Source organism: Streptantibioticus parmotrematis (genome assembly GCF_019890615.1).
Classification (GTDB): Bacteria; Actinomycetota; Actinomycetes; order Streptomycetales; family Streptomycetaceae; genus Streptantibioticus_D; species Streptantibioticus_D parmotrematis.
The window spans coordinates 49,848-70,179 of sequence record NZ_JAINVZ010000018.1 but is presented as its reverse complement, the minus strand read 5'-3'; the positions used below and the strand labels follow the sequence as shown (position 1 = coordinate 70,179).

Sequence of the window (20,332 nt, the reverse complement as noted above, 5' to 3'; positions counted from 1 at the left end):
CCCGGGCGGGCGGCGGGGGCGGTCGCTGAGCGGGGACGGGGGGCCGTCGCGGTGACGGCGGAAACAGCCCCGGCCGGGCACGCTCGGGGGAAGGCGTGTCCGGCCGGGGAGTTACGTCACCGGGTTCAGCTGGTGTGCAGCTTCTGGCCCGGGAAGATCAGGTTCGCGTCCTTCACGATGTTCTTGTTCAGGTCGAACAGCTGGTGCCAGCCGCCCTGGACGTGCTGGGCACGGGCGATCTTCGCCAGCGTGTCGCCCTGCTTGACGGTGTAGTTGCCGTCGCCCTGCTGGACCGGGGCGGCCTGCTCCTGGTGGCGGGGGGAGGCGTGGTGCTCGACCGGGGCCTGGGTGTCGGGCTTGGTGGACTCGGTCTGCGCCGAGGCACCGCTGCCGGAGGAGCCCGAGGTGCTCAGCTGCGGGGCCGGGCCGCCGGCGGTGAGGTTGCCGGCCGAGGCGCAGGACCAGGCGCCCGGGCCCTGGAGGGCGAGGAGCTTCTCGGCGACGGCTATCTGCTGGTCCTTGGTGGCCAGGTCGGCGCGGGAGGCGTACTGCTGGCCGCCGGCCGCGTCCCAGCTGGACTGCGAGAACTGCAGGCCGCCGTAGTAGCCGTTGCCGGTGTTGATGGACCAGTTGCCGCCGGACTCGCACTGGGCGACGGCGTCCCACTGGGAGACGGTGGCGGCGCTGGCGCTGGTGGCGCTCAGGAGCGGGACGGCGATCGCGGCACCCGCCACACCGGCGAGGGTGGTGATGCGGACAGCCTTGGAGACACGACGGTGCTTACCCATGGAGAAGTCATCCTCACCGACGCCTGCGAGGTCAGCTGTCGGGTTCGGGCGGGTGAGTGCCCGGGCCTCCCGCGGTGGCGTTCCCGTACGTGGCGTACGGGCCGCACCTCAGGTGCCTTAACCCCAAGCCGGTCCGTTCACGGCGTCCGGATCCATCTGACGAATCCGGCCGCGTTCCCGGGCCCGGCGGAGAACCATGGGTCCCCCGCTCCTGCCTACGGCGCTTTCGCGTCGACTGTTCCCGTCGGTCGGCGGCAGGACTCGGCGTTCCCGACCGGCAGGGCTCACGGTGGTGAGCGGTCACGACCATAAGCACAGCCCCCGGCCGCGGGACAAACATCAACCGTCCCGGGCCTAGGAGCCGTTCACGACCGAGTTGACGGGCTAACGCGCAGGTCGCGGCGGGAGGAAGGGGCCGAACCGGACCTTCCCGCCGGGACCGGGCGCGAGAGCTTTGTCACAGGCCGACGGGTCGTCAGGCGCTCCGGCGGCCGTTCCCGCCGGCCGGCCGGAGCGCCACCGGTCAACCCAGCGTGAGCTGCTGCCCGGGCAGGATCAGGTCCGGATCGCCGCCCACGACGGACTTGTTGGCGTCGTAGAGCGAGGACCAGCCCCCGGGGACGGAGTGGTCTGAGGCGATTTCAGAGAGATTGTCGCCCGGCTGGACGGTGTACGAGGTGTTGCCTTGACCCGTGGCCTGGCCTCCGTCACCCGGGAGTTGGGACCGGCCGTCGCCGCTGTCGCGCGAGGTGCCGCCGTCGCCGCGATCACCCTCCGTGGTCGACGAGCCGGAGGTCCCGGTGGAGCCGGAGGCCGTCGTCGCGGAGGACGAACCGGACAGGCCGGGCGTACCGGACGCCGAACCGCTCGCCGCACCCGAGGGGTTGGGCGCACCGGACGAAGCGGACGAACCGGGTGAAGGCGGCGCCGCGTGTTTCCCGGACGTCGAGGGTGAGGGCGACACGGAGGTCGTCGGGGCCGAAGACGAAGAGGAGGAAGACGACGAAGACGGCGAGGAGGAGGAACCGGACGGGCCGGGCGTGGCGCTCGTGGACGACGAGGCCGCGCCGGACGGCGTGGACGATCCGGTGGGCGCCGCCGTGCCGCCCGTGCCGCCCGAGCCGGTCGTGGGCGTCGTGGTGGACGTGGACCCCGACGACCCCGACGGGCCGGTGTCGAGGCTGGAGGACGGGGCGGAGTCGCTCGGGTCGCCGGTGACCGGCTGCGGCGCGGGGCCGCCCTGGACGAGCCCGACGTCGGCGCCGCACTCGGCCCAGTAGTCCGGGCCCTGGCTGTCCAGCGCGGTCTGCGCCACGGCTATCTGCTCCTGACGGCTGGCCAGATCGGGTCTGGACGCGTACGCCGTGCCGCCGAAGCGGTCCCAGGTGGACTGGTCGAGCTGGAGGCCGCCGTAGAAGCCGTCACCGTTGTTCGCGCTCCACATCCCGCCGGTCTCGCACTGGGCCACGGAGTCCCAGGTCGAGTCCGACGCGGCGTGCGCGGAGCCCGAGGCGAACAGCGGCAGGGCGAGCCCGGCACCGGTGGCGCCCACCGTCACGACGAACTTGGGGGCCTGACGTGGCTTCCTGTGCTTCGGCACGCGTTGCCTTTCTCCGACGGCTGGGATGAGCGCAGAGCGTAGCGCGTGTTCGGTGGAGGATCACAGCCGGGTGTAGCGGAGATCACGTGGAGATCACGCACTTGACGGCGTGTCAGCACTGAACGTCACCGGCAACGTGCGCAGCCCCCGCATGATGAGCCCGCCACGCCACCGCAAATCCTCCGGATTCTGGGCGAGTTGCAGGTCGGGGAGGCGGGTGAGCAGCTGGGCGAGCGCGGTGCGTCCCTCCAGCCGGGCCAGCGGCGCGCCCAGGCAGTAGTGGATGCCGTGACCGAAGCCCAGGTGCGGATTGTCGCGCCGGGCGAGGTCGAGGGTGTCGGGACCGGCGAAGCGCCCCGGGTCGCGGTCGGCCGCCGCGAGCACCACGAGCACCGGTTCGCCCTCGCCGATCCGCTGCCCGCCGAGGGTCAGCGGCTCGGTGGCGAACCGCCAGGTGGCGATCTCCACCGGCCCGTCCCAGCGCAGCAGTTCCTCGATCGCGGTGTCCAGCAGCGCGCTGTCCCCGGCCGCCAACGCGTCCTGGAGCAGGGCGCGTTGAACGGGATGGCGCAACAGCGCGTACGTCCCGTTGCCGATGAGGTTGACGGTGGTCTCGAAACCGGCGAACAGGAGGATGAACGCCATCGCGGCGGCCTCGTTCTCGGTCAGGTGCTCCCCGTGGTCGCTCGCGCGGATCAGGCCGGAGATGAGGTCGTCACCGAGGTCGGCGCGCTTGCGGTGGATGAGTTCGAGGAGGTACGACCGCATCCGTTTGACGGCCCGCGCGACGCCACCGCGCGGGCCGCCGCCGTGCCGGATCATGGCCCCTGCCCAGTCGCGGAAGTCGTCCTGGTCCTCGGCGGGCACGCCCAGCAGGTCGCAGATGGCGTAGATGGGCAGCGGGAAGGCGAACTCGTGGATGAGGTCGGCGCTGCCGCGCGCGGCGAAGGCGTCGATCAGGCCGCGCGTCAGCTCCTGGACGCGCGGTTCGAACGCGGCGGTCCTGCGCGGAGTGAACGCCTTGGAGACCAGGCGGCGCAGCCGGGTGTGGTCCGGCGGGTCGATGTTGAGCAGGTGCGTCATCAGCTCCGCGCCGCGTTCGCCGGGGATGCCGACCTTCCCCTTGGCGTGCGCGGCCTGCTCGCTGTGGTGCACCGGGTTCTTGCTCAGCCGCGCGTCGGCCAGCGCCTGCCGGGCGTCCGCGTACCGGGTGACCAGCCAGGCGTCCACGCCGCTGGGCAACGTGGTCCTGCGCACCGGCGCATGCTCGCGCAGCCAGGCGTACGCCGGGTAGGGGTCGGAGGCGAACTCCCAGGTGAACAGGGTCGGGGCGGTGGCGTCGGTCACGCCTCGACGTTAGCCCGCCGCGCCTTTCAGCGCGTCCCGGCTCAGGCGGTCGGCGAGACGGGTGGTCTGCGGCAGCCGGAAGTCGGGGGCGAGCGCGAGGACGTGACGGCACGCGGTGTCGAGGTCGATGGCGTGGCCGGTCGAGACGTAGACCGGCTTGACGCCGTCCTGGGTGCGCAGCGCGCGGCCGACGACCTCGCCGCCGTCGATCAGGTCGGCGCCGTCGCCGCGCTCGGGCCCGAGGTCGCCGTGGGTGCCGACGAACGGCGTCTTGGCCACGCCCGCGGTCGGCAGCCCGGTGAGCACCCCGAGGTGGCAGGCGAGCCCGAACCGCCGCGGGTGCGCGAGCCCGTGCCCGTCGCACAGCAGGAGGTCCGGTGTGACGGTCAGCCGCTCCAACGCCGCGACGAGCGCGGGCAGTTCACGGAAGGCGAAGAGCCCGCGGACATAGGGGAACGTCACCGGCTCGACGGCGGTCGCGCGGTCCACCACCCGCGCGGTGGCGGCCTCCAGCACGACGACCGCGCCGGCGACCAGGCCGTCGGTACCCGTGCCGTCGCCCGCGTAGGCCACGTCCAGCCCGGCGACCAGCCGCGGCGCGCGCGGTCCGGGTCCGGTGCGGTCGACGCGTTCGGCCAGCAGGTCCTGGATCGCGACCGCCTGCTCGGCGTCCGCCGGCCAGGCGTGCGGGATCGTGATCTGCATGCGGGCGAGCCTATCGAGCGACCGGACGCCGGTGACCGGACGGGCCTACGCCCGCTCCTCCGCCTCCCGCAGCACGCCCCGGTACGCGCGGGCCGCCGCCCGCAACGCCGCCTCCGGGTCGACGCCCTCGCCCTGCGCCCGGGCCGCCAGCGCCAGCAGGCGGTCGCCGACGGCGTCGCCGTCCTCCCGCGGCAGGGGCAGGCCCGCGCCCCGGGCGCGGGAGGCGAGCTTCGCGGCGAGCGCCAGCGCGGGCTGGTTCAGCGGGACGCCCTCCGTCACCGACTCGCGCCGCTTCTCCTGCGCCTTCGTCCGCTGCCAGTGCTCGTGGACCTCTTCCGGCGTGGCGGCGGTCTCCGTGCCGAAGACGTGCGGGTGGCGGTGGATGAGCTTGTCGACCAGGCCGCCGGCCACGTCGTCGATCGAGAACGGCTCGTCCGCGTCGTCCTGCGCGATCCGCGCGTGCAGCACGACCTGGAGCAGGACGTCCCCCAGCTCCTCCCGGTACGCCTCCCGGTCGCCCTCCTCGATCGCCTCGACGAGTTCGTACGCCTCCTCGATGAGGTACTTCACCAGCCCCTCGGCGTCCCGGGTGCTGGTCCACGGGCACTCGCGGCGGATGCGGTCCATCACCTGCACGAGGTCGAGCAGCCGCCCGCCCGGCAGGTCGTAGGAGGCGGGCAGCAGCTCCAGTTCGGGCATCCGCACCCGGCCGGAACCGGCGAGCCGGGCGAGTTCGTCGGTGAGCGCCGGGTCGCCGTCGCCGGGCGGGATGACGACGACGGTACGGCCGCCGCCGGTCAGGCCGACCAGGTCGCGGCCCGAGGGCGCCGCGTGCTCGACGCTCACGCCCGCCTCCCTCAGGTACGGCAGCTGAGGGTGCGCGGGGTCCGGGCAGACGACCAGGTCGGCCGAGCGCAGCACCTGCCAGGCCGGCCAGGACAGCAGTCCGGGGGCGACCCGGTGGCTGGTGGTCAGGAGGATCAGGCGCCCGGGTACGGCGTCCGGCGCGGCGGCGTCATCGGTACGAGTGCTCACCCCTCGAACGTACCCCGCCGCGCCGCAAGGCCCCTGATCAGCCCGTGATCTGCTGGGGCGGCGCGCTCGTGGCGGCGGACTGCCGCAGCCACGGCTGGCTCGCCGAGCCCAGCGTCAGGGTCTGGGTGTTCCACTTGCCGTAGCGCGGGTTGACGTCGACGCGCAGTTCCTGCGAGGCGGAGGACAGCACCTTCGTCACCGCGGCCTGCCCGGACTGCGTGGTCAGGTCGACGCCCAGGTGGCGGGCCAGCCCCTGCGCCTCGGCCTGCACCCGGTAGAACTCGTCGATCTGGCCGGGCGCGACCGCGTACTGCTGGAGCAGGGCCGAACGCAGCGCCTGGGCGCCGCCGACCTGCTGCGCGGCGGACGCCTCCAGCCGCTGCACGTCGGTCGTGGTGACGCTCACCCCGGCGTCGTGCGCCGCCCGGTCCAGCACCTGGTCGAAGACCATGCTGTTGAGCTGGGAGCGGCTCAGGTCGCTGGTGGCGTCGATCATCTGGTCGGCCTGGTCGGTGGCGTTCTGCGCCGCCCGCACCTGCTTGACCTGCGTCTGGAGCGCGGCGACGGAGATCGTGCGGCCGCCGACCACGGCCGCGGCGCCGGGGTGCTGCGCGCCGCAGGAGGTGATCAGTGGTGTGGCGGCGAGCAGCGCGGCGGCGGTCAAGGAGAGCGTGGCGTTACGGCGGCGGACCATGGTGCCTCCCGGCGGGTTGATCGAGCGGCGGTGCACGACCTGGCGCTGATCGAGAATAGGGACTGGCGGCGAGTGATATCCACTACCGCGCGCAACGAGATCCCCCGCCCCGAGGTGTCGCCCGCCCGCGTGCCGCCGCGCGCGGGCGCCCGCTCACAGGACGACCGAGGTCAGGAACTCCGCGGTCCACGCCAGCAGTTCACGCCCCACCACCGGTTTCCCGCCGATCGTGCCGGTGGTGGGCCGGGGCACGAGCACCTGCCGGGTGGCGGGCTTGAGGACGCTGCGCGGGTGCAGCCGCTTGAGGCGCAGTTCCTGCGACTCGCGCAACTCCACCGGCCCGAAGCGGACGTTGGAGCCCTGGAGGGTGATGTCGGCGACCGCGGCCTTGCGGGCCAGTAGCCGCAGGCCGGCCACCAGCAGCAGGTTCTCCACCGGCTCCGGCAGCTTGCCGTAGCGGTCGGTCAGCTCCTCGCGCACCGCGGTGATGTCCTCCTCGGAGTCGGCCGAGGCGATCGCACGGTACGCCTGAAGCCGCAGGCGCTCGCCGGGCGCGTAGTCGTGCGGCACGTGGGCGTCGACCGGCAGCTCGATCTTCACCTCCAGCGGCGCCTCCTCCTGCGCCTCGCCGGACTCCAGCGCCGCCCGGTAGTCGGCGACCGCCTCGCCCACCATCCGTACGTACAGGTCGAAGCCGACGCCCGCGATGTGGCCGGACTGCTCGCCGCCGAGCAGGTTGCCCGCGCCGCGGATCTCCAGGTCCTTCATCGCCACGTACATGCCCGCGCCCATCTCGGTGTGCTGGGCGATGGTGGCGAGCCGCTCGTGCGCGGTCTCGGTCAGCGGCTTCTCCGGCGGGTACAGGAAGTAGGCGTAGCCGCGTTCGCGGCCCCGGCCGACCCGGCCGCGCAGCTGGTGCAGCTGGGACAGGCCGAAGTTGTCGCCGCGCTCCACGATGAGGGTGTTGGCGTTGGAGATGTCGATGCCGGACTCCACGATGGTGGTGGAGACCAGCACGTCGAACTTCTTCTCCCAGAAGTCCACGACGACCTGTTCCAGCTGCGACTCGCCCATCTGCCCGTGCGCGGTGGCGATCCGCGCCTCCGGCACCAGCTCACGCAGCCGCGCGGCCGCCCGGTCGATCGACTCCACCCGGTTGTGGATGTAGAAGACCTGGCCCTCGCGCAGCAGTTCACGGCGGATCGCGGCGGCGATCTGCTTGTTCTCGTACGGGCCGACGAAGGTCAGCACCGGGTGCCGCTCTTCCGGCGGGGTGGTGATCGTCGACATCTCGCGGATGCCGGTGACCGCCATCTCCAGGGTGCGCGGGATCGGGGTGGCGGACATCGTCAGCACGTCCACGTTGGCCCGCAGCTTCTTCAGCTGCTCCTTGTGCTCGACGCCGAAGCGCTGCTCCTCGTCCACGATGACCAGGCCGAGGTCCTTGAACTTCGTCTCGGACGAGAAGAGCCGGTGGGTGCCGATGACCAGGTCGACCGAGCCGTCGCGCAATCCTTCCAGCACCGCCTTGGCCTCGGTGTCGGTCTGGAACCGCGACAACGCCTTGACGACGACCGGGAACTGGGCGTACCGCTCGGAGAAGGTGGAGAAGTGCTGCTGCACCAGCAGCGTGGTCGGCACCAGCACGGCGACCTGCTTGCCGTCCTGCACCGCCTTGAAGGCCGCCCGCACCGCGATCTCGGTCTTGCCGTAGCCGACGTCGCCGCAGATCAGCCGGTCCATCGGGACCGACTTCTCCATGTCCTCCTTGACCTCGGCGATCGTGCTGAGCTGGTCGGGGGTCTCGGCGTACGGGAACGCGTCCTCCAGCTCCCGCTGCCAGGGGGTGTCGGGCCCGAAGGTGTGGCCGGGGGCGGCCATGCGCGCCGAGTACAGCTTGATCAGGTCGGCGGCGATCTCCTTGACGGCCTTCTTGGCCCGCGCCTTGGTCTTCGTCCAGTCGGCGCCGCCGAGCCGGTGCAGGGTGGGCGCCTCGCCGCCGACGTACTTGGTGATCTGCTCCAGCTGGTCGGTGGGCACGAACAGCCGGTCACCGGGCTGGCCGCGCTTGGCGGGGGCGTACTCCACCAGCAGGTACTCACGGGTGGCGCCCTGCACGGTGCGCTGCACCATCTCCACGTACCGGCCCACGCCGTGCTGCTCGTGCACGATGTAGTCGCCGGGCTGGAGGGTGAGCGGGTCGATGGTCTTGCGGCGCCGGGACGGCATCCGGCCCATGTCCTTGCTGGCGGACTTCTGGCCGGACAGGTCGGTCTCGGTGAGGACCGCGAGGCGCAGCGCGGGGGCGACGAAGCCGTTCTCGACGCAGCCGCAGGAGACGTGCACCACGGACGGCTCGGGCACGCCCGCCAGGTCGGCGTCGAGGCGGGCGGCGATGCCCTCGTTGCCCAGTACCTCGACGGTGCGGGAGGCCGGGCCGTGGCCCTCGGTCACGTAGACCACGCGCCAGCCGTCGCTGAGCCAGCCCTTGGTGTCGGCGAGCGCGCGGGCGCTGTCGCCGCGGTAGGTCTCGGGGGCGTTCATGCCCAGGGTGAGGGTGTCGTCGGTGGTCTCCTCGTCGGCGGCGAACTGGCTCACCGACCACCACGGCGTTCCGATGTCGCGGGCGTGGTCGCGCACGTCGGCCAGCGACCACAGGCTGGCCGCCCCCAGGTCGATCGGCGCCTCCCCGCCTCCGGCGGTGGCCGCCCAGGACGCCTCCAGGAACTCCCTGCTGGTGGCGACCAGGTCCGCGGCGCGGGTGCGCACCCGCTCGGGGTCGCAGGAGACCACCAGGCTGCCGGCCGGCATGACGTCGAGCAGCAGTTCCATGGCGTCCACGAGGACCGGGGCGAGGGACTCCATGCCCTCCACCGCGATCCCCTCGGCGATCTTCCCCAGCAGCTCGCCCAGCTCCGGGTGGAGCTCGGCGAGGGCCGCGGCGCGCTCGCGCACCTCGTCGGTGAGCAGCAGCTCGCGGCACGGCGGGGCCCACAGGCCGTGCTCGGCGACCTCCAGGCTGCGCTGGTCGGCGACCTTGAAGTAGCGGATCTCCTCGACGTCGTCGCCCCAGAACTCCACCCGCAAGGGGTGCTCCTCGGTGGGCGGGAAGACGTCCAGGATGCCGCCGCGCACCGCGAACTCGCCGCGCTTCTCGACCAGCTCGACCCGGGCGTACGCGGCGGCGGCGAGCGCGTCGACGACCTCGCCGAGATCGGCCTGCCCACCGGTGCGCAGCGCCACGGGCTTGAGGTCGCCCAGCCCCTTGACCTGCGGTTGCAGCACGGAACGCACCGGCGCGACGACGACCTTCAACGGGCCGCTGGCGGGGTCGTCCGGGCTGGGGTGGGCGAGCCTGCGCAGCACGGCGAGACGGCGGCCCACGGTGTCGGAGCGCGGGGAGAGCCGCTCGTGCGGGAGCGTCTCCCACGCGGGGTAGTCCACCACGGAGTCCTGCGGAAGCAGGGAGCGCAGCGCCTCGGCGAGGTCCTCGGCCTCCCGCCCGGTGGCGGTCACGGCCAGCACCGGGCGCCCGGCCTTGGCGGCGAGCGCGGCCAGCGCGAACGGCTGCGCGCCGACCGGTCCCACCAGGTCCAGCCGGGGCCGGTTGCCGTCACCGGCGGCCTTGACGGCCTCGGCGAGGGCCGGGTCCTCGACAACGGCGTCCAGCAGTCCGAACAGGCTCATCAGTGCATTCCGTCCCGGGGTGGGCAACGCGAACGACCCGGGACGCGGGGGCGGACCGGGTGGGGAGGTTCCAGGGTACGACCCGGCACGGACAGTGCCGGCTGCGTGTGTCTGGGGGGGTGGGGGCCTTGTCCGCGGAGTGTTACGTCTGCGCCGCTGCGCGGCGACCCGTTGGGGCGGAGGGTTACGTCTGCGCCGCTTCGCGGCTTGAGGGGCAGGAGGGGAGGGGCTCCTGCGCTGCGCGCTCCGCTCGATGGCCGTGTGCTTCGCGCCCGGCTCGGTCCGGCCGGGGACGGAAGAGCACCGGGGACAAGGCGGGTACGGAGTGTTACGTCTGCGCCGCTGCGTGGCGGCCTGCTGGGCGGAGTGTCACGTCTGCGCCGCTGCGCGGCTTGAGGGGGCGGAAGGGCGGGGGGCTAACGCGCTGCGCGCTGCGCTGAGGGCCGTCCGCTGCGCGACCGGCAGCGTAGTCCGGGAAAAGCTTGTCACCCCGTTGCCGGTGACAAGCTTTTCCGGCATGCCTGGTTGACGAAAACCCTTGTCACCGACAACGGGGTGACAACCAATCCGCAGACCAGGAACCCCGCGACCCCGGTCAGGCCTGAGCCGGGCGCGAAGCGAACGGCCATCGAGCGGGGGCGCGCAGCGCTGGAGCCCTCCCCTCCTGCCCCTCAAGCTGCGAAGCAGCGCAGACGTAACACTCCGCGGACAAGGCCCCGACACAAAGAAGGCCCGCCCCCGCACGCTCCCCTGTGGCGTGCGGAGGCGGACCCGTCTCGTATCCCGGGAGGGACCCCGTCAGTCCGTGGCGATCGCTCCCAGGACGTTCATCCGGGAGGCCCGCAGGGCAGGGGCCAGTGCCGCGAGCAGGCCCACGACCGCCGCCCCGACGAAGACCGAGCCGACCGTGGCCCACGGGATCGACAGGTCGCCGAGGCCCTTGAGAGCGAGCAGCTTCTCCGCCGCGATGCCCCAGGCCATGCCCAGGCCCAGGCCGATCACCGCGCCGAACAGGGCGATGACCACCGATTCGAGCCGGATCATGCGCCGCAGCTGCCGCCGCGACAGGCCGATCGCCCGCATCAGGCCGATCTCCCGGGTCCGTTCCACCACCGACAGGGCCAGGGTGTTCACCACACCGAGGACCGCCACCACGATGGCGAGCGCCAGCAGCCCGTAGACCAGGTTGAGCAGTTGGGACATCTGGTCGTGCAACTGCTTCTTGTAGTCGGCCTGGTCGCTCACCTGGACCTGCGGGTAGTCGTGCACGGCCGCCTTCAGCGCGCCGTACGCCGTCGCCGTGTCGCCGCTGTTCGCCGAGGTGGCGAACAGCATGACGTCCTGCGGCATCAGCCGCGCGGGCACGTACTTGCGCGCGGTGTCCAGGCCCAGGTACATCGCCCCTTGGTCGAAGGCGGTCTTCGCCGAGGTGATCGCGTACAGCCGCAGCGCCGCGGAACGCCCGCCGGGGAAGGCGACCGTGATGGTGTCGCCGGTGGCCAGGTGGTGGGCGTCGGCGAAGGTCTGCCCGACGGTGATGCCGCCGTGCGCGTACGCGTTCTCGACCTCGCCGGAGACGGTGGGCACCCGCAGGTCGGTGGCGTACGTCGGATCGGTGGCGGTGAGGTCCTGCTTGGTGCGGACGCCGTCCGGCAGCGTCAACGTGGTGGGCAGTTCCTTGTACTCGGTGACGTGCCCGAGGCCGGGGGTGGACTTGACGGCCTTGACGATGTCGGGGGTGAACGCGCCGGTGTGCGGCTGGATGATGAAGTCCGCGCCGACCGACTTGTCGATCTGGTCGCTGGCGGAGGCCACCATCGAGGAGCCGACGACGGACAGGCAGGACACCAGCGCGAGGCCGATCATCAGGGCGGCGGCGGTGGCGCCGGTGCGGCGCGGGTTGCGCAGGGCGTTGCGCTGGGCCATGCGGCCGACCGGGCCGAACGGGCTCAGCGTGACGGTGCCCAGCACCCGGACCACGCCCGCCGCCAGCAGCGGGCCGATGATGATGAAGCCGATCAGCGTGACGACCACGCCCAGGCCCAGCAGCGCGCTGCCCTGTCCGGCCTGCTTGGCCACGGCGGCCGCCACCAGGCCCGCGGCGCCCGCGGCGGTGACGATCAGGCCGACCACCGAGCGCAGCACGGTGGAGCGGGTCGTGGCGGATCCGCCGGAGGACTCGCGCAGCGCGGCCATCGGGGAGACCTTGGCGGCCCGTCGGGCGGGCAGGTAGGCGGCGAAGAGGGTGACCAGCACGCCGACCGCCGCACCGGTGACCGGGGTGGTCCACTTCACCGTCAGGTCGCCGGTGTTCAGGTGCATGCCCATGCCGTTCATCAGCTGCATCAGGCCGACGGCGATGCCGACTCCGCCCGCGATGCCCAGTGCGGAGCCGATGACGCCCAGCAGCAGCGCCTCGATCATCACCGAGCGGTTGACCTGTCTGCGGCTCGCGCCGAGCGCCCGCATCAGGCCGATCTCGCGGGTGCGCTGGGCGACCAGCATGGAGAAGGTGTTGACGATGAGGAAGACGCCGACGAGCAGGGCGATCCCGGCGAAGCCGAGCATGGCGTCCTTCATGACGTCGAGGAAGCTCGCCACGTCGGACTTGTTGGCGGCGGCCGTCTGGGCCTTGGTCTGCGCCTGGTAGCCGTGGCCGAGCGCGGTCAGCGCCTCCGCCTTGAGCCGGTCGTCGGTGCGGGTGCCGTCCCCGTAGGCGTTGATCGAGGTGAACGCGCCCGCCGTGCCGAGCAGTTCGTGCTGGGCGGTGGCGGTGTCGAGGAAGACCAGGGCGGCGCCCGGGTTGGTGGTCTGGAAGGTGGCGATGCCGGTGATGGTGTGGGTGAAGGTGCCGAAGCCGGTCATCACCTTCACCTGGTCGCCGATGCGCAGGTGGGCGTTGGCGGCGGTGTCGGAGTCCAGGACGGCCTGGTCCGCGGCGTCGGGGGCGTGCCCCGAGGTGATCTTCACGGCGGCGGTGGGCTCGACGGTCCAGTTGCCCGCGATGGTCGGGGCGCCGGAGGTCGGGCCGATGTTCTTGTCGGTCCTGGGGTCGACCAGGGTGACGGAGGTCGAAGAGGCCTCCCCGAAGGCCGACTTGAAGCCCGGCTGGGCGGCCAGGGTGCGCACCGCGGAGGCCGGCACGGTCAGCGGCGCGGCGCCGTCCTGCGGGGAGCTGCCGTCCTTGTCGGCGCCGTGCGGCTGCACGGTGACGTCGGCGGCGGTGACGGCGAAGAGCTTGTCGAAGGTGGTGTCGACGGTGTCGGTGAACACCAGCGTGCCGCAGACGAAGCCGACGGAGAGCAGGACCGCCACGGCGGACAGCGCCATCCGGCCCTTGTGCGCGAAGAAGTTGCGCAGTGAGGTCTTCAGGACGGTCACGACGTCCTCCCGCGCGCGTCGAAGGTCTTCATGCGCTCCAGGACCTGCTCGGCGGTCGGGGAGGCCATGTCGTCGACGATGCGGCCGTCCGCCAGGTACAGGACGCGGTCCGCGTAGGAGGCGGCGACCGGGTCGTGGGTGACCATGACGATGGTCTGCCCGAGTTCGTCCACCGACGCCCGCAGGAAGCCCAGGATCTCGGCGCCCGCGCGGCTGTCGAGGTTGCCGGTGGGCTCGTCGCCGAAGATGATCTCCGGCCGGGCGGCGAGCGCGCGGGCCACGGCGACCCGCTGCTGCTGGCCGCCGGACAGCTGGGTGGGCCGGTGCTTGAGGCGACCGGCGAGGCCGACGGTCTCGACGACCCGGGCCAGCCACTCCTTGTCGGCCTTGCGGCCCGCGATGTCCATGGGCAACGTGATGTTCTCCATCGCGTTGAGCGTGGGCAGCAGGTTGAACGCCTGGAAGATGAAGCCGATCTGGTCCCTGCGCAGCCGGGTCAGCTGCTTGTCCTTGAGCTTGGTGATCTCGGTCTCGCCTATCCAGATGCGGCCCGAGGTGAGCGAGTCGAGCCCGGCCAGGCAGTGCATCAGGGTGGACTTGCCGGAGCCCGACGGGCCCATGATCGCGGTGAACTGCCCGCGCGCGATGTCGACGTCGACGGCGTCCAGCGCCACGACCCGGGTCTCCCCGGTGCCGTAGGACTTGGTCACCTGGCGTGCCCTCGCGGCGACGGCCGTACGCCCTCCACTGCCGCCCGCCCGGGGAACTGTTACAGCCGTGGTCACGTGGATTCTCCTGGTATGTGGTGGGAGTGGATCGGGTGTTCAGCGTGCTGGACGGGGGGTTGCCGGGGCGATGGGGTGGAGTGGCGTATCGGGGCGGGGGTTGTCCCCACCTTCGGCGCGTCCGCCGTCGTCGGCCGGCTTCATCACGTGCCATCAGGCTAGGCAGCGGCGGGTGGCCCACTCCTCCTGCTGCGGAACGAACCGGGGGTATGAGGAAACCCCAGCGGCCCCTTAGGGGTTGGCGGACCCCGGCTCGTACCGGCTCAGGGTTCACTCCCCGCGCGCCCTGTGCCGCACGATCACGCGTACTGATGGTTTGAGCGCCTTTAGTGCCATTTACCAGGCTGTGTCAGGCCATGCTGAGCGTGTCCTTGAGCCGTTGATCCGGAAGGGGATCACTTCCATGCGTCTGCGTGCCGTTCTGCCCGCCCTCGCGCTCGCCGCGTCCGCAGTCCTGTCGATGTCCTCGCCCGCCTCCGCCGTCGAGCCCGGCGCCTACCAGCTCGTCAACGCAAGCACCGGCCAGTGCCTGACCGGGGAAGGAGGCGCCCACCAGCTCGTCAGGACCGGCGCGTGCGACGAGCGCGGCGCCCGGTGGTTCCTGCGCGACACCCCCGACGGCTACGAGGTCAGGCACGCCGAGACCGGCGCGTGTCTGGACCAGTCGCTCCTGCGGATCTACCCGCCGCGCGTCGCCACCGAGCCGTGCGACTTCCGCCAGAGCGCCTGGCAGCTGGAGCGGCGGGACGACGGCGTGCTCCGGCTGCGGCTCGACCGGACCGACAGCTGTCTGACCGGCCCGCGCGACGGCGCGCTGCTGCTGCCGTGCGGCGACCGCGACCAGGAATGGTTCCTGCGCCGCGTCTGACCCGGGCGGCGGCCCGGTGAGCGGGCCCGGCGGACCGCCTCAGGCCTCTTCGGCCGGCGGTTCCGCCGGGTCCGGCACGCTGGGGCGGCCGGTCAACGCGGCCAGGCTGGTACGGACGTTGGCCAGGTGGGCGCGGATCTCGTCGCGGCGGGTCTCGTGGGCGCGCAGCTCGCGTTCGGTGTCACGGTCGAGACGCTCCTGCGTCGCCCGGGCCTTCAACAGCAGTCCGGACGCGGTGGACTCCGCCTCGCCCTGCATCCGGCGGGCGTCCTCATGGGCCGCGTCGTGCTCGCGATGGGCGTCGGCGAGCAGGCGTTCGGCGTGGGCGGTCAGGTCGGCGAGACGGCTGTCGACGCCCGCCTCGCGTTCCCCCAGCTCGTGTTCGAGGGATTCGAGCCGTTCACGCTGCTCGTTCTCCTGCTCGGCGAGGGTGCGGGCGACGTCCTGGCGCACACCGTCCAGGGCGCGTTCGGCCTCGCCGCGGACCTGGTCGGCCTCGGCCTGGGCGGCGCCGCGGATCTCGGCGGCCTGCTGTTCGGCGGCCTCGCGGTCGCGCCGGGCGGCCTCGTCGAGCGCGGCGAGGTGTTCGTCCATCTCGGCCCTGGCCTGGTCGCGCAGCGCTCTGGCGGCCCGGTCGGCGGCCTCGTAGTCGGCCCGGGCCGCGGCCTCGGCGCGGGCGCGCACGTCGGCGGCCTCCTCCTCGACCGTCGTCAGCAGCCGCTGCGCGCCCTCGCCGAGCGCCGCGTAGTCGGCGGTGCCGAGCGCGTCGACGGCCGTGCGCAGAGCGGCGGCCTCGGCGTCCATGTCGTTGGCGAGCACGGTGAGGCGGGCGGCGCGTTCCCAGGCGGCGTCGCGTTCCGCGGACAGGGTGGCGAGGAACGCCTCGACCTGGTCGGGATCGTAGCCACGACCGCGTGCCGCGCTGAACTCCTCGGGGGTCACCGACTGCGCCATGCTCTGCCCCTTCGCCGTCTCGGATGCGACCGCTGCCCCTTTTTAGCTGATTTGGGGCACGGGTTCACGACGCCACACTCCGCCTCGGGTGCCTACCCGGTATTCGGCGGACATACGTGACGCCGGGTGCGCCCGGTCGGCATGCGACCGGACGCACCCGGCGTCCTCGTGGCGGCGTCACGCGGCTCGCGTGCGGCGTCCTACAACAGGCCGTCCCACATCTGCTCCAGCAGCACCGCCCACCAGTGGTCCGGTGAGGCCAGCGCCTCCGGGTCGAGGGTGGCCAGCTGGGTCTGGAAGTCCACCGTCCAGCGGCCCGCCTGGTCCGGCGTCAGGCCCAGCCGCAGCCGCCACATCCGGCCCAGCAGCGCCAGGCAGCGGGCGAACTGCGGCAGCGAGGTGTTGACGAACTGCGCCGGGCTCGCCTGCGCACCCGGCACGGCCTCCAGCGGCACCGCCATGATGGAGGCCGTGCCGTACTGCACGCACAGCTGACGCCCGAAGTCGTTGCCCATGACCAGGTACGACGCGGCGTCCGGCGCGGCCTGCACGCCGCGTTCCGCCGCGACCTCGGCGAGCGTCGGCACCGGGCGGCCGGGCTGCGCCTGCGCCCAGAAGAACGGCCCGAAGTCGGCCGGCAGCCCCGACCACACCAGCGTCTGCGCCACGATGTCGGGCACGCCCTGACGGGCCACGGCGCGCTGGTCGAAGCGGAACACGTTCTGCGGGCCGAAGGACTGGGCGAGTTCGTGGCCGATGGCGTCCAGCGGGATCGGAGCGGCGGGCTGTACCTGCTGCGGGTGCGGCAGCGGTACGCGCTGCGGGCGCGGGCGGGCCGGGCCGTCGGCGACCTGCGCCAGCTCGCCCTGATGGGTCAGCAGGTGCTGCACACCCTGCTGGCGCGAGGCGTGGTCACGGCCGTACGGCGCGGTGTGGCTGACCCGCACCTGCGGCCAGGTCTCGCGGACCATCCGCGCGCAGTAACCGCCTGGCAGGTCGCAGGACTCCAGCTCGGTGTGGAGTTCCAGGACCTGCTGGGCGGGCACGCCCAGGGAGCCCAGCTCGCGCAGGATCTGCCACTCCGGGTGCGGGGTGCCCGGCGCCGAGCGGCGGATGATCTGCTGCTCGGAGCCGTCGTTCGCGCGGTAGCGCAGGACGGCCATGTAGCCGGGGCCGACCACCGGGACGCCCTGCGGCGGCTGCGGATAGCCGTAGCCACCGCCGCCCGGCGGGGCCGGGGGCGGCGGGGGCGCGCCCGGACCGGACGGCGGCGGACCGGACGGCGAGGCCAGCATCGTGGCGGCGGCGTGCGGGTCGCCCCGGCCCGGCGGGGGCGGGGGCGGAGGCGTGCCGGGGGCGCCCGCGGCGGGCGGGGGCGGCGGCACGGGAGCGCGCCCGGGGGCGGCGGGCGGCGCGGGGGGCGGTGGAGGCATGCCGGGGCCGGAGGGCGGCGGACCGGACGGGGACGCCAGCATCGTGGCGGCGGCGTGCGGGTCGTTGCCCGCGGGCGGGGCCGGCGGGGGCGGCGGGGTGCCCTGGCCCGGCGCGGGCGGCGCGGGGGGCGGGGTGGCCTGGGCCGGTGCGGGGGGCTCGGGCGTGCCGGGGCCGTCCAGCGACCGTACGAGCTGGGTCGGCACGTAGCCCACGGGACCGGCCGGTCCGCCGGACGCCTCGGCGGTCCTGGCGTCGTCACCGGGACGCGGCCCGGGCCAGCCCGGCGGCGGGGTGGCGTCCACCGGAAGCCCGGAGGGCGGCGGCAGTGGGGCACCGGCGGAGGCGGGCGCGCCGGAAGCCGGTGCACCCGGGGCGGGCGTGCTGGGAGCGGGCGGGTGCGAAGCGGGCGTGCTCTGAGCCGACGTGCCCGGAGCGGGCGGGCTGGGCGGGGTCGCCCAGTCGGGCAGCGGGCCGTCCTCGTCGCCGTGCCCCGCGTCCCCCTCCCGCTCCCGCTCCCCGCCGTCGACCGCGGGCGCGACCCGGGTCGGGGGCAGTCCGCCGCTCTGCGGGAGCAGTTCGGTCTTCGCGTCCGGGCTGGTGCGCGGCGCGTCGGCCTCGTCGGCCCCGGCGAGCGGGGGCGCGAAGACGGTCGCGGGCGCCGGAACGGATCCGGCACCGGAACCGTCGCCCTCACCGGCGTCGGACCAGGTCACCCCGGCCCCGGCACCGTCCGTGGCGGGGCCCTGCGGAGCCGGAGCCGGAGTCGTGGGGGCCTGGGCCTGCGGCGCGGGCCGCTCGTCCGCGTCGTCCGTGTCGTCCTGAGGCTGCCTGCGGTCCGGGATACCGATCTTGTCCGCCGCGTCCTGAAGCCACTGCGGCGGGCTCAGCAGGAACGACGTCGCCTCCAGGTCCAGCCGCCGGGGGCGCTCCGGTTCCGGCTCCGGCTCGTCCGCCGCAGCGGGCTCGCCGTACTCCTCCTCGTACCGCCGGATCACCTCGTCGACGCCCAGCGCGGGCCACAGCGTGGCGCGGCCGTCCGCCCGGTCGATGACCAGCACCGACCGGCCGCCGTCCGAGGTCGGCCCGTCCTCGCGGTCCTCGGCCCATGCCACGTAGCCCAGGCCGAACTCGCGGACCTGGACGCTGCGGCGCTCGTACGCGGGCACGCCGCCGTTGACCCAGGTCTCGGCGCGCTCGCGCGCCTGCTCCGAAGTCACCACTGGCCCACTCACTCCTCCACCGGGACGGCGTGCGCGAAGCCGCCGTCCACCATCAGGTTCGCCACGGTCTCCAGCTCCGGCGGGTTGCCCGCCAGCCGCAGGAGGAAGTCGTCGAAGTCCTCGCCGCACGGCAGCAGCAGCGACTCCACCCGCTCGGCGGGCGACGCCCAGGCCTCCTCGGTGTCCCGCGCGTCGTCGTACGCGCAGAACCACACGGTGCCGGTCGCCTCGCCCTTGACCTTCACGGCCAGCAACCCGCCCTGCAGGTAGCCGACGCCGAGGTAGTCCTTGGTGAGGTGGTCGCGCAGGCACTTGTTGGCGTAGCGCACGTCGTCGCTGGCGGCCTCGTCGCGCACGCCGAAGAACGGCTGGTCGACCAGGAGGCCCAACTGCGGGTCGAGCGCGGCGCCGACCGGCGCCCGGCCGCCCGACGCCTTCAGGAAGGCGCGGTAGGGGCCCGGCAGCCGGTAGCCGAGGTCCTCCTCCAGGTCGCGAAGGCGCCGCTCGTCCACCCCGAGCGGCTCCTCGCCGGCCGCGCCCGCGTCGAAGTGCGCGGGACGGGTCTCCTGCAACGGGCGGGTGCCGCGCTTGTCGTGGTCGGCCGCGGCCGTCGCCAGACCGCCGTGGTGCCGCAGCAACGCCTTGACCTCGACCGGGACCAGCTCCATGCGGCGGCCGCCGACGGCGTGGTGCCAGGTCCAGCCGTGCGGGGTGGCGACCGGGGACGGGCCGGTGAACAGCTCGTGGCCCGCGTGGAAGTGCACCGCGTTCGCCGACACGTAGTCGGTCAGCCGCAGTTCGTCCACGCCGAAGCCCTCGGGCGGCTCGGCGATCTCGGCGGCGGCGCGGGCGTAGGGCGAGAAGTCGGGGTAGCCGTCCTCGTCCACCCACACGCCGTTCGGATACCGCGCTGCCCGGACCGGGTCCGGAAAGTGCACGACCTGCCCGGCGTAGGCCGCGTTCGGCGGGGCGGCGGCCGTTGCCCCTGGCCGACCTGTCGTCATGGCGGATGCCCCCTGCTGGATCTGGCGTTTCGGCACAGCCTATGGGGTGGGACGGCGGCCGTGCCCCGGACCCGTCATTGCGCCGAACGAGTGAACACCTCACCGTCCCGTCACGAATCTCCCGTAAAACGCGTCAGCTTCCGTACCACGGAGCACGTTTGGCAGTCTGGCTACGCAACGGGGGTTGCACGGGAGGGAAGCACAACCTTGCGCACCACACAAAAAGCACACAATGCCGGGATATCCGGCGACCCGGCCGGTTCCGGCCGGGACCCGAGGTCCGGTCACGGGCCCGCGGCGACGAACCGTGACGCCACGTCGGCCGATCCCCGGATCGGCTGGAGCGGCGGCAGCGCCCCGGCGGTCCGCCCGCCCGGCGTCCCACCTGTCCTGCGGCACCGCCGCGACGGCATCCTTCCCGCCGTCGCCGCCGCCCTGTCGGTCCGCGGCGAGACCCTGACCTGCACCGGCAGCAAGGCCGACGCCGCGCCACGACTGCATCCGCTGATCGCCGAGTTCCTGCACAAGCTGCCGGTCGCCGACCGCACACGCTCCACCGGGCGCTGCCCCGAGCAGGTGCTGCTGTCCCGGTTCCTGACCGCCACCGACGCCGCGCGCACCGGACGCGCCGCCCGCAAGCCGCTCAGCCAGGGCGACGCGCGGCGCGCCCTCAAGCACGGCAAGCTCACCGCCCGCCGCATCCGCGAGGACGGCGACCCCGAGCACGGCGCCTACGCCCCGCCGTGCCGCTCGTGCGGCCCGCTCCTCGCCCACTTCGGAGTACGGGCCGTGGACCCGTCGGCGGAAGGGAGCGGTACGTGAGCCCCGTC

Annotated in this window: 14 protein-coding genes; 2 read left to right on the top strand and 12 right to left on the bottom strand. The window is 73.5% G+C overall.

The window, feature by feature from the left end:
* Positions 1-125: 125 nt before the first annotated feature.
* The 9 genes from K7472_RS23210 to K7472_RS23170 all read right to left on the bottom strand — a co-directional run bounded on the left by K7472_RS23210 (position 126) and on the right by K7472_RS23170 (position 14,022).
* A complete protein-coding gene (locus tag K7472_RS23210) occupies positions 126-788 on the bottom strand; it encodes a LysM peptidoglycan-binding domain-containing protein (protein WP_222980468.1) in 663 nt (220 codons plus the stop codon).
* A gap of 523 nt (positions 789-1,311) precedes the next feature.
* On the bottom strand, positions 1,312-2,388 hold the full coding sequence (locus tag K7472_RS33265; protein ID WP_222980467.1) for a LysM peptidoglycan-binding domain-containing protein: 1,077 nt from the start codon (positions 2,386-2,388) through the stop codon (positions 1,312-1,314).
* 93 nt (positions 2,389-2,481) lie between these two features.
* Positions 2,482-3,735: a cytochrome P450 family protein gene (locus tag K7472_RS23200; RefSeq protein ID WP_222980466.1), complete on the bottom strand. Its 1,254-nt coding sequence runs from the start codon at positions 3,733-3,735 to the stop codon at positions 2,482-2,484.
* Between the two features lie 9 nt (positions 3,736-3,744).
* Positions 3,745-4,440, bottom strand: a complete 696-nt coding sequence (locus K7472_RS23195) for an endonuclease V (RefSeq protein WP_222980465.1) — start codon at positions 4,438-4,440, stop codon at positions 3,745-3,747.
* Between the two features lie 45 nt (positions 4,441-4,485).
* Positions 4,486-5,475 carry a nucleoside triphosphate pyrophosphohydrolase gene (locus K7472_RS23190; RefSeq protein WP_222980464.1) on the bottom strand — a complete coding sequence of 330 codons (990 nt, stop codon included), beginning with the start codon at positions 5,473-5,475 and terminating at the stop codon, positions 4,486-4,488.
* Positions 5,476-5,512: 37 nt separating this feature from the next.
* Complete coding sequence (locus tag K7472_RS23185) at positions 5,513-6,169, bottom strand: SurA N-terminal domain-containing protein (protein WP_222980463.1); 657 nt, start codon at positions 6,167-6,169, stop codon at positions 5,513-5,515.
* Positions 6,170-6,322: 153 nt separating this feature from the next.
* The gene (gene mfd, locus K7472_RS23180; protein ID WP_222980462.1) at positions 6,323-9,856 is read right to left on the bottom strand and encodes a transcription-repair coupling factor; all 3,534 of its coding nucleotides are present in this window, start codon (positions 9,854-9,856) and stop codon (positions 6,323-6,325) included.
* Positions 9,857-10,654: 798 nt separating this feature from the next.
* Positions 10,655-13,237, bottom strand: coding sequence for an ABC transporter permease (locus tag K7472_RS23175; protein ID WP_222980461.1), 2,583 nt, complete (start codon positions 13,235-13,237; stop codon positions 10,655-10,657).
* Positions 13,234-14,022, bottom strand: coding sequence for an ABC transporter ATP-binding protein (locus K7472_RS23170; protein WP_222980460.1), 789 nt, complete (start codon positions 14,020-14,022; stop codon positions 13,234-13,236). Before K7472_RS23170 ends, K7472_RS23175 begins: the two co-directional genes overlap by 4 nt.
* A gap of 403 nt (positions 14,023-14,425) precedes the next feature.
* On the opposite strand from K7472_RS23170, the gene K7472_RS23165 reads away from it, so the two are divergent.
* On the top strand, positions 14,426-14,890 hold the full coding sequence (locus K7472_RS23165; protein WP_222980459.1) for an RICIN domain-containing protein: 465 nt from the start codon (positions 14,426-14,428) through the stop codon (positions 14,888-14,890).
* A gap of 39 nt (positions 14,891-14,929) precedes the next feature.
* On the opposite strand, the gene K7472_RS23160 is transcribed toward K7472_RS23165, so the two are convergent.
* The 3 genes from K7472_RS23160 to K7472_RS23150 form a co-directional block, all read right to left on the bottom strand.
* Positions 14,930-15,844 carry a coiled-coil domain-containing protein gene (locus tag K7472_RS23160; RefSeq protein ID WP_222980458.1) on the bottom strand — a complete coding sequence of 305 codons (915 nt, stop codon included), beginning with the start codon at positions 15,842-15,844 and terminating at the stop codon, positions 14,930-14,932.
* Positions 15,845-16,044: 200 nt separating this feature from the next.
* The gene (locus K7472_RS23155) at positions 16,045-18,498 is read right to left on the bottom strand and encodes an SUKH-4 family immunity protein (RefSeq protein ID WP_222980457.1); all 2,454 of its coding nucleotides are present in this window, start codon (positions 18,496-18,498) and stop codon (positions 16,045-16,047) included.
* 8 nt (positions 18,499-18,506) lie between these two features.
* Entirely contained in the window at positions 18,507-19,502 is a 996-nt protein-coding gene (locus tag K7472_RS23150) for an SMI1/KNR4 family protein (RefSeq protein WP_222980456.1), read from the bottom strand.
* Positions 19,503-19,835: 333 nt separating this feature from the next.
* Here K7472_RS23150 and K7472_RS23145 point away from each other — a divergent pair, with 333 nt between their 5' ends.
* Positions 19,836-20,324 carry a YwqJ-related putative deaminase gene (locus K7472_RS23145; protein ID WP_222980538.1) on the top strand — a complete coding sequence of 163 codons (489 nt, stop codon included), beginning with the start codon at positions 19,836-19,838 and terminating at the stop codon, positions 20,322-20,324.
* Positions 20,325-20,332: the final 8 nt, after the last annotated feature.

What these genes read in the sequence shown, in the direction of transcription:
- K7472_RS23210 (WP_222980468.1), bottom strand. Translation starts at nt 788, where the DNA reads ATGGGTAAGCACCGTCGTGTCTCCAAGGCTGTCCGCATCACCACCCTC.
- K7472_RS23195 (WP_222980465.1), bottom strand. Translation starts at nt 4,440, where the DNA reads ATGCAGATCACGATCCCGCACGCCTGGCCGGCGGACGCCGAGCAGGCG.
- K7472_RS23185 (WP_222980463.1), bottom strand. Translation starts at nt 6,169, where the DNA reads ATGGTCCGCCGCCGTAACGCCACGCTCTCCTTGACCGCCGCCGCGCTG.
- mfd (WP_222980462.1), bottom strand. Translation starts at nt 9,856, where the DNA reads ATGAGCCTGTTCGGACTGCTGGACGCCGTTGTCGAGGACCCGGCCCTC.
- K7472_RS23165 (WP_222980459.1), top strand. Translation starts at nt 14,426, where the DNA reads ATGCGTCTGCGTGCCGTTCTGCCCGCCCTCGCGCTCGCCGCGTCCGCA.
- K7472_RS23160 (WP_222980458.1), bottom strand. Translation starts at nt 15,844, where the DNA reads ATGGCGCAGTCGGTGACCCCCGAGGAGTTCAGCGCGGCACGCGGTCGT.
- K7472_RS23150 (WP_222980456.1), bottom strand. Translation starts at nt 19,502, where the DNA reads ATGACGACAGGTCGGCCAGGGGCAACGGCCGCCGCCCCGCCGAACGCG.